Origin of the sequence: Arthrobacter livingstonensis (assembly GCF_003219815.1) — a bacterium.
Lineage (GTDB): Bacteria > Actinomycetota > Actinomycetes > Actinomycetales > Micrococcaceae > Specibacter > Specibacter livingstonensis.
Genome location: NZ_QJVD01000020.1, coordinates 88089 through 96477, shown reverse-complemented (window position 1 = coordinate 96477; position 8389 = coordinate 88089). Strand labels below are relative to the sequence as shown.

The 8389-nt window shown below is 66.2% G+C and carries 8 protein-coding genes; 2 read left to right on the top strand and 6 right to left on the bottom strand.

Going from position 1 to position 8389, the window contains the following annotated elements; all coding sequences use genetic code 11:
- Positions 1-217: 217 nt before the first annotated feature.
- Genes CVV68_RS16785 through CVV68_RS16775 form a run of 3 tightly spaced genes read right to left on the bottom strand, consistent with a single transcriptional unit; the run spans position 218 to position 2859 of the window.
- Positions 218-1297 carry an adenylate/guanylate cyclase domain-containing protein gene (locus CVV68_RS16785; protein ID WP_245933601.1) on the bottom strand — a complete coding sequence of 360 codons (1080 nt, stop codon included), beginning with the start codon at positions 1295-1297 and terminating at the stop codon, positions 218-220.
- Positions 1281-1907, bottom strand: a complete 627-nt coding sequence (locus CVV68_RS16780) for a PH domain-containing protein (RefSeq protein WP_110502150.1) — start codon at positions 1905-1907, stop codon at positions 1281-1283. Before CVV68_RS16780 ends, CVV68_RS16785 begins: the two co-directional genes overlap by 17 nt.
- Positions 1900-2859 (bottom strand): biotin--[acetyl-CoA-carboxylase] ligase, encoded by a 960-nt coding sequence (locus CVV68_RS16775; protein ID WP_110502149.1) that lies wholly within the window; start codon positions 2857-2859, stop codon positions 1900-1902. The genes CVV68_RS16780 and CVV68_RS16775 overlap by 8 nt, the downstream gene beginning before the upstream one ends.
- Before the next feature lie 221 nt (positions 2860-3080).
- Here CVV68_RS16775 and CVV68_RS16770 point away from each other — a divergent pair, with 221 nt between their 5' ends.
- Together CVV68_RS16770 and CVV68_RS16765 are read left to right on the top strand one after the other, a co-directional pair.
- The gene (locus CVV68_RS16770; protein ID WP_110502148.1) at positions 3081-4664 is read left to right on the top strand and encodes an acyl-CoA carboxylase subunit beta; all 1584 of its coding nucleotides are present in this window, start codon (positions 3081-3083) and stop codon (positions 4662-4664) included.
- Positions 4661-4870, top strand: coding sequence for an acyl-CoA carboxylase subunit epsilon (locus CVV68_RS16765; RefSeq protein WP_306415704.1), 210 nt, complete (start codon positions 4661-4663; stop codon positions 4868-4870). The genes CVV68_RS16770 and CVV68_RS16765 overlap by 4 nt, the downstream gene beginning before the upstream one ends.
- A 42-nt stretch (positions 4871-4912) precedes the next feature.
- Here CVV68_RS16765 and CVV68_RS16760 read toward each other — a convergent pair whose 3' ends face one another.
- The 3 genes from CVV68_RS16760 to CVV68_RS16750 form a co-directional block, all read right to left on the bottom strand.
- Positions 4913-5503, bottom strand: coding sequence for an RES family NAD+ phosphorylase (locus CVV68_RS16760; protein WP_170133217.1), 591 nt, complete (start codon positions 5501-5503; stop codon positions 4913-4915).
- Positions 5504-5523: 20 nt separating this feature from the next.
- A complete protein-coding gene (locus tag CVV68_RS16755; protein WP_110502146.1) occupies positions 5524-6051 on the bottom strand; it encodes a hypothetical protein in 528 nt (175 codons plus the stop codon).
- 147 nt (positions 6052-6198) lie between these two features.
- Entirely contained in the window at positions 6199-8340 is a 2142-nt protein-coding gene (locus CVV68_RS16750; RefSeq protein WP_146238938.1) for an FUSC family protein, read from the bottom strand.
- Positions 8341-8389: the final 49 nt, after the last annotated feature.

Here is an 8389-nt window from a genome sequence, read left to right as displayed (position 1 = left end):
GTCCGCCTCCTCAACGGCATCGCCCTCTACACACCCACCAACAGCACCGACCCCACCCGCCACGACCTCCGCAACCCATACCACCACGGCCTCATCCTCCCCACCGAATGAGCCCGGCCTGAAAAAACCCGGCCTGATAGACCAAGGCCATGACCCTCCCGACCACCGGCGAGATGCCAGCCCCCGGCAAGCTCAACCACCGGAAGCGAACACCAAATCAGTCGACGACGATGCCCTGGCCCAGTCCGCGCTGGAGCAGCACAGGGGAAATCTCGCCGAATCCGCGCACGTGCTCCATCGGGAGCTCCGTCAGAATGAAGCGGTCATCTCCTGCCAGGGCCGTGGCCGTGACGGAGTCAATCAGTACGGTACCCGGCTCTGCCAGCGAGGTCAGTCGCGCCGCCAAGTTCACGGTGGGACCGTAAATGTCGCCCAGCCGGGACAGGACGCGCCCCCACACCATCGCAACCCGGGCCTCGGGCAGGAAGTCGTCAGCCGCCATGGCTTCGGCCAACGCAAGTGATATCTGGGCACCTGCCACAGGGGTTTCGCAGTTGAATAGCACTTCATCACCAATGGTCTTCACCAAACGGCCGCCGCCCACGCTGATGATCTCAGCACAGACGTTTTCAAAGCGCTGCACCAGCTTTGCCAGCGTTTTTTCATTCATGCGCCGGGACAGCGACGTGTAGCTGACCAAATCGGCGAAGCCCACGGCCCGGGCCAACGGCAGCGGGGTGTCGTCTTCATCGCCTTCGCGGCCCAGTGCGCTTTCGGCCAGGCCCTCGGCGGCGCGGACGGCCAGCCGCTGGATGCCGGCATTGAGCTGGCGCCGGTATGAGTAGATCAGCAGCTCTTCCAGCGGCTCGATCAGGTTCGGCAGTTCGGAGACCACAGCGCGGCGCGCTTCAGCATCGCTGACATCGTGCTCTGCCACGAGGTCCTCAACGAGGGCCTCGATCTGCCATACGGCCATGCGGTCCGTCATCTGTCCGATGGAACGGGTAACCGAGATGGCGGTGTCTTCCGTCAGCAGCCCCTCGCGGACCATGGTGACGACAATGCTCAGGGCGTCCTGGTCGCGCTGGGTGAAGGCGACGTCGTCGTCCCCCAGGTTGGGGAAGCCCATGGCGCGCCAAATTTTGCGTGCAGATAGAAGGGACACGCCGGCGCCAGCGGCCACGTCGCGCCGCTTGAGCGTGCGTTCACCGCCCAAAAGCTGTGTTTCCAGCGCCTTCGTCTGACTTCGTGAGGCTGGTGGAAGCAGGGGCGCGGGTGGATCAATGGTCTCTTCCAAGCTTCCGCAGCTCCTTTCCAGTCAAGTTTTTCTTCATGCCGTCCCCGTCCGAACCAACTTCATCAGCGTAGTACCCCGGACCCGGTGCTTGCTGAAAGGACGCTCGGAACAGTTGTTCCCACGCACGGTGCGTGTGGTTCCGAAATTCCTGGATGTGCGGCACCTCGTGGACCGTGTGGACACCGCCAGCCACCATGCGGAGGTTCAGTTCCCCGGCCCCCACCATGCGTTGGCGCAATTTCTGGCGCATGTCCACGCTCTCCACGCGTGCCAGGTAGTAGTCCTCCTGCACGGTACGCAGCTTTCCCCGGCGCACCACCACCCTTCGGTTGGTCAGCAGGTAGCTGGTGTTCGCCCAGCGGACCACCCGGCGGAGCGGATAGGCCACGAGTACCAGCACCACTGCCGTCAGCAAAAGCACGATGGCCGGCTGCCGCAGTTCCGCCGCATTGGGCGCCCAACTGGAAAACTGCGACGGCTGCAGCTTCGCCAGCGCGGCCGACGCCGCCATGACCAGCAGCAGCCCCACGGCAATGGGCCAGACCAGGATCCTTGAATGGGGCCGGCACTTCACCTGCACCTGCTCACCGTCAGCCAGCCAGCTACGCATAACCCACCCCGGCGCCGTCCCCCGTGCGGCGCAGGTGCACCACGTCGCCGGCACTGACGGAATGCATCCCACCGGTGGCGTCACGGAGCTCCAGTTCACCGCCCCCACCCAGCCTGACCGCGGTGCCGAACAGCATCCGTCCGCCGGGCAGCTCCGCCCTCACGTCCGTGCCGAGCGTGGCCATCAGGCCCGACGCCAGCCCATGGACGGACTCGCCGCCGCCTAGCGGCCGCATGGCATCGCCGCCCACCGCCACAAAGTCCTGGTACAGCACGGCAAAACGCAACAGGTACGCCGGCAGCAGCAGATTCCTGTCCACCGGGGCACCCGTTTCCAGTTCAAGCGAGGTGGCCCGGTCCACTGGCAGTTCGGCCCGCTGCTGGCTGATGTTCACGCCCATCCCCACGACGACGGCGGCACCCGTCCTCCCGCCGCCCTCCGCCGGTGTGTGCGCAGTTGCACCGGCGGCAGCACCAGTACGCACTGCACCGGGCGCCACGAGCTGGGCCAGGATGCCGGCCAGCTTGCGGCCGTTAAGCAAAACGTCGTTGGGCCACTTGAGGGCAGCCTGCGCCCCGGTCTCAGCAGCCACCGCCTGGCACAGGGCGATGCCGGCCAGCACTGAAAGCCAGGCAAAGCCGGTCGGGGCGAAGGCTGGCGCACCCGGGTGCGCGGCCAGGTCGGCAGGCCGGAGCAGAATGCTGGAAATCATGGCGGTCCCGGCGGGTACTTCCCAGACACGGTCCATGCGGCCCTTGCCGGCAATCTGGGAATTGGCAATCAACACGCTCAGGTCCGGCCAGGCGGCGGGGTTCGCGGAGACACCGGCAACAACGTCGGCATTCGTCGATCCCGTCTCCCGCACTACGTTTGCGCGGCGGAACGGGCCCCGGGGGTGGGTCAATGCAACGTTAAGGCCACGCTCGTCCAAGGTGGGAAGTGTGCGGCTCATGCCACCAATCCTATCCGGCACGGCCAGCGGGCCGACGCCGGCCCGGTTACGGTTCGCCGGCGTTCGCGCGGTGGAGGAACTGCGATTCACCACGGCCGACTTTGTAGGGTCTCTACACAGGCCCGGGCCGTATCCGTTATTAGACTGTCAGTAGTGTTTTCCCTTTTGTGCGGTTCCTACTTAAGGGAAAGCAAGCTGCCACCTATCGAGCCGGAGTACAGATGAGCCACGACCTTTCGACAACTGCAGGCAAGATTGCCGATTTCCGTGACCGGATGGCCCAGGCCGCGGTGCCCTCCGGAGAGGCTGCGGTCGAGAAACAGCATGCGAAGGGCAAGCACACGGCCCGCGAGCGCATCGACCTGCTGGTGGACCCGGGCTCCTTTGTGGAATTTGACGCCTTGGCGGTGCACCGCTCGCACGCCTTTGGCATGGAGAAGAAGAAACCGCTGGGCGACGGCGTGGTCTCCGGCTACGGCACAGTGGACGGGCGGCTCGTGGCGGTTTACAGCCAGGACTTCAGCGTCTACGGCGGCTCACTGAGCCAGGTCAACGGCGAAAAGATCGTCAAGGTCCAGGAATTTGCACTGCGCAACGGTTGCCCCGTGGTGGGCATCAACGACGGTGGCGGCGCCCGCATTCAAGAGGGAGTGGCCTCTCTTGCCATGTTCGCGGACATCTTCCGCAACAACGTCCACGCCTCCGGCGTGGTCCCGCAGATCTCGCTCATCATGGGCCCGTGCGCCGGGGGCGCGGCCTACTCCCCGGCATTGACGGACTACATCGTCATGGTGGACAAAACGTCCCACATGTTCATCACCGGCCCCGACGTCATCAAGACGGTGACGGGCGAGGATGTTGACATGGAGACCCTCGGCGGGGCACGCCAGCACAACGCCAACACCGGCACGTCCACGTACCTCGCCACGGACGAGGCCGACGCCATCGAGTTTGTCCGCGAACTTCTTGATTTCCTGCCGTCGAACAACTTGGCCGAGGCCCCCGTCGCCGAGCATGACCAGGAGTTGGAGCTCGACGACGGCGACCTGGCCTTGGATGCGCTGATTCCGGACTCCGCCAACCAGCCCTACGACATGCGCGCCGTGATCGAGCAGATCCTGGACGACTCCCACTTCCTGGAGATGCAGTCCCTCTACGCGCCGAACGTGATCATCGGCTATGGCCGGATTGAGGGCCACACGGTGGGCATTGTGGCGAACCAGCCGCTGCAGTTCGCCGGCACCCTGGACATTGCCGCCTCCGAGAAGGCCGCCCGCTTTGTGCGCAACTGCGACGCCTTCAACGTCCCCATCATCACGCTCGTGGACGTGCCGGGCTTCCTGCCCGGCAAGGACCAGGAATTCCAGGGCATCATCCGCCGCGGCGCCAAACTGCTCTACGCCTATGCCGAAGCCACCGTGCCGAAGCTGACCGTGATCACGCGCAAGGCCTACGGCGGAGCATACATCGTCATGGGCTCCAAGAAGCTCGGAGCGGACCTGAACCTGGCCTGGCCCACGGCCCAGATTGGCGTCATGGGAGCCCAGGGCGCCGTCAACATCCTGTATCGGCGCGACCTCGCCGCGGTGCAGGCCGATGGCGGCGACGTCGAGGCCCGCCGCGCAGAGATTGTGCGCGGCTATGAGGACGAGCTGCTGAACCCCTATCAGGCCGCCGAGCTGGGCTATGTTGACGCCGTCATCGCCCCTTCCGACACCCGCATTCAGCTCATCAAGGGCCTGCGCGCCCTGCGCGACAAGCGGGCGAGCCTGCCCGCGAAGAAGCATGGGAACATCCCGCTGTGATCCCCGAACCCAACCCAGTGGTATCGGTGACCAGGGGGCAGCCGACCGCCGAAGAACTTGCGGCCGTGACCGCCGTCGTGCTTGCCCTGCATGGCGGTGATGGGCCGGAGCCGGCCAAGCCGGCCACCCGGGCTTGGGCGCGCCGAACGCAACTTAACCTGGCCCCGAAGCCCGGACCGGGTGCCTGGCGGCGTTCGCGAAGCTGACTTGACGCCCCGGCTGGATACGCGTGGGGGCGCCCAACCCGTCTACCACCCGACGTTTATGTGGAGCGGGGCGCAAAAGTCGGACAGCCAAGTTAGGTCAGGTTCCAGTCCGAAGGCTCGGGCCCAGGTCGGATCCATCACCAAGTCGCTGGCGGACATGCGGTCACCGAAAAACACGTAGGCCCGGTCGGTGTTGCAGCGGTGGCTCATCCAGACAGCACCGTCGAAACCGGCCTCATGTGCTGCCGTGGCCCACAGCACGGTCTCGCCAAAGTGGGATGCGGCTGTCGCTGTTATTTCTGAGGCGTCGATACCCAGCATCCTCAACCCGACGCCCATGAATGATGCCAGTTGCAAGGGTCTCACCGAGGTTAACCGTGCCATGACTTTGTCGGCGTAGTCGTCCGGGCGCAGGTCACCGCCGCCCAGCGGTATGTCATGAAGCAGCGTTTCACACACCGCCCCTTCTTCCGTGGCCGCCGCGTAGAGCACCGGCACTTTGGTGTTGCCGAAGAAAGCGAACCGCGTGCGGGGCCCGAAGCCCGGGTTGAACTGGTTGGCGCGCCGATCGGGACCGTTGCTGAACAGCCGATACAGCGACGAACCGGCCGCCAGAACGAATTCCTGGGGCACAAATTCGCCGCGCGGGCCGACTACCACTCAACCCCGAAATGGTTCTCGGTTGCCGCGAGTATGAGGTCGGGCTCCTGCAGGTGATCCACCGGGCGGTCATCGTGGAGTTGGCCGGTGCGGTCGCACAGCCAAAGCGCCAAGCCCTCGTGGCTGACACCCAATCGGTCCGCCAACAACAGCAATTTCGGGATGACCGGCAAGACGGCCCCCGTGACCCGGTCGAACTGAAACCCCGGGTACAGGTAGACATTGCGCCGGCGGATGCCGAGCAGTTTCCCGGCATTCCTTCGGTCGTTGGCGAAGCCGGTCATCGACCGGGCGGTGGAACCCAGCAGTTTGGCCACGACCGAGCCCGCGTGCAGACCGAACTCCTGTTCCATGGCCCGCCAGGCGTTCTCCGTCACTTGGATGCCACGTGCCATCTGCGGGGAGACGGGCACATCCAGCGCAGCCGCAGCAGCACCCAGCACTTCCAGGCTGCGATGCATGTTTACGACCGCCTGCTCGAGCGCCGCCACATGCGCGGCTTCAGTGAAAGCGGTGCTCATGGCCCAACCATCCTTAGTTTCCGTAGATTCATTATACCGCCGGAAGCCATGGATATGAAGAGGGAAACTTGTTCTGAACTCCTGGACCGCGCCTGGTTGATTTCCAGTCATGAGCCACCGAATAAACCCCTTCAATCACTCAGGCGGCTAGTGCCCTCCAGCCCGTTCCGCAGCCGCCTTGTCCCGCTCGCGCAGCAGGTGGGTGATGGTGTCCAGCGAGTTCGCGATCCGGTCCGCCGCGTCCAGAACCGCCAGCTGCACCGTCTCGACCTGGACCGGGTCCCGTTCCATGGTTTCCTTCAGCGCAAGGTACGACGCCCGCAGGGCCACGGCGCCGCGGGGTGCGGCACCGTGCACTGCTGCCGTTTCACAGACTTTCAGGGTGGCCGCGCAGTCGGCCATGAACGGACCCAGCTGCCACATCAGCCCCTCGACCGGCTGGCCGCCCGCCCGCAGCGAGAGCCGGGCGGCGTCAATAACCATGGCGGCCTGCACCAGGAGGTGGCTTTGGACCAGGACTCCCTCGCCGGCAAAGAGTCTGGCCTGCCCGGCAACGGGCTCAGCCTGGGTGCGCTCCAGCGACGACTGCGCGTTGGACCTGGCCAGGCGCGCCTGGATCCGGCTGGAATCGATTCTCTCCTTATTCGGCTCTGGATCCGTAATGGCCAGCAGGTAGCGCCGGTATGCGCCCAGCAGCTCGGCGATGCGGGTCGGCAGGTACGTCCGCTCCCAGGCCGGCCACACCACCGTCGCGGCAACGGCCAAGATGCCCGCCACCAGCGTGTCCAGAAGGCGTGGCAGGGCCACCGCGCCGGCGGGAATCCCGGCCAGGTCCAGCAATGCGACCAGGTAGGCTGCGGTCCAAATGCCCATGAAGAACGCATTCGGGGCACCCGAGATGCGGACGCCAAACACAAACACCAGGACCAGGGCCACCAGCCCGTAGGGATTGTCCGGGCCCACGAGGAACGTCGCGGCCGTGCCGATCCCCAGCCCCACCAGGGTTCCTGCCAGGCGCGAACTGGTGCGGTGCAGGGTCGCGGCGAAGTCCGGCCGCAGGAGCAGCAGCACCATCAGCGAAATCCAATAGCCCCTGTCGTTGCCGGGCAGCAGCCGGGCCAGCCAGTCGGTGGCCGTTACCAGCACCGTCAGCCGGATCGCGTGCCGGAAGATGGCCGAGTCAAGGCGCAGGTTGGCCCGGATGGTGTCCATTGGCGCCTGCAGCGACATCCTCACCCCGCCCACCCGGGCGGTCTCCTCCGCCATCCTGCCCTCGACGGCGCCCGGGGTGACCATGCGGGCACACGCACGCAGTTGCCCGGCCAGGGCCCTGGCATGCAGGGACGCAAAACGGCCCGTGGGCGAGTCCGGATAACGGGCCATCACATCGGTAACCAGTGCCGCCGCGTCCGTGACGGGGGCCAGGACACTGTCGTCAAAGACCGTGCCCTTGCGCAGGGAGCCGGAAACTGCCTCCAGCGCAAGGCCTGCTTCCCGCAGAAGCCGCTGGACGGCGTCGTACTGCTCGTCCTTCGCCGCCCGCCCAAACCGTTCCAGGCAGTAGCCCAGGGCCATCACCTCCAGCCGGATCCTCTCGGCCTCGTCCAACAGGCCGCGGTAGGACCGCATGCTGGGACCGTGCCCGTGGCCAAATCCGGTGATCGTTTGCCGCGCCTTGTCCAACAGTGCGCCGGCGCCTGGCGCCGTCATCTTCGGGTGCGCCGAGCGGGCGCGGGACGCCAATCCGGCATACAACTCCGCCAGCACGGCCCGTTCCGGGGCGTGGCGGTGCAGCGGCCAGCCGGCAATGGCGAGCAGGCTCTGCACCAGGCCTGCCGCTGCGATGACGGAAGCGATGCCCAGTGCGCCCGACGGCGGGAGCGGGAAGCGGTTGAGCACAATCGCCACGGCCGTCCCCGCGATGCCCACCTGGGCCACATTGGCACCGAGCGAAAGCAGCATTCCCGCGGCGAACGCAAACACTGCGACCAGCAGCAGCGACAACGGCACGGAATGCCCGCACAGCACGGACAGCCCGCCGCCGATCCCCACCGCCAGCGACGTGGCACTCATCCGCACCAGGCGGAGCCGGTAGCTGCCGGGGCGGTCGGCGAAGGAGGCAAACAGGGCGCCCACTGCCCCAAATACGGCGATCGGGACGTTGCCCAGGGCGATGCCGATCACCAGCGGAACGGCGACCCCAAGCGCGTTGCGCGCCGCAACGACGGGGTCCGACTGGGAAAAATCGAGCCGCAGCGACCTCTTGACGGTCACTGCCACTGCCTGCATGGCGGACACGAGTCCCAGTATGCCAGCCCGGGGCCGCCGCGCCCTGCAG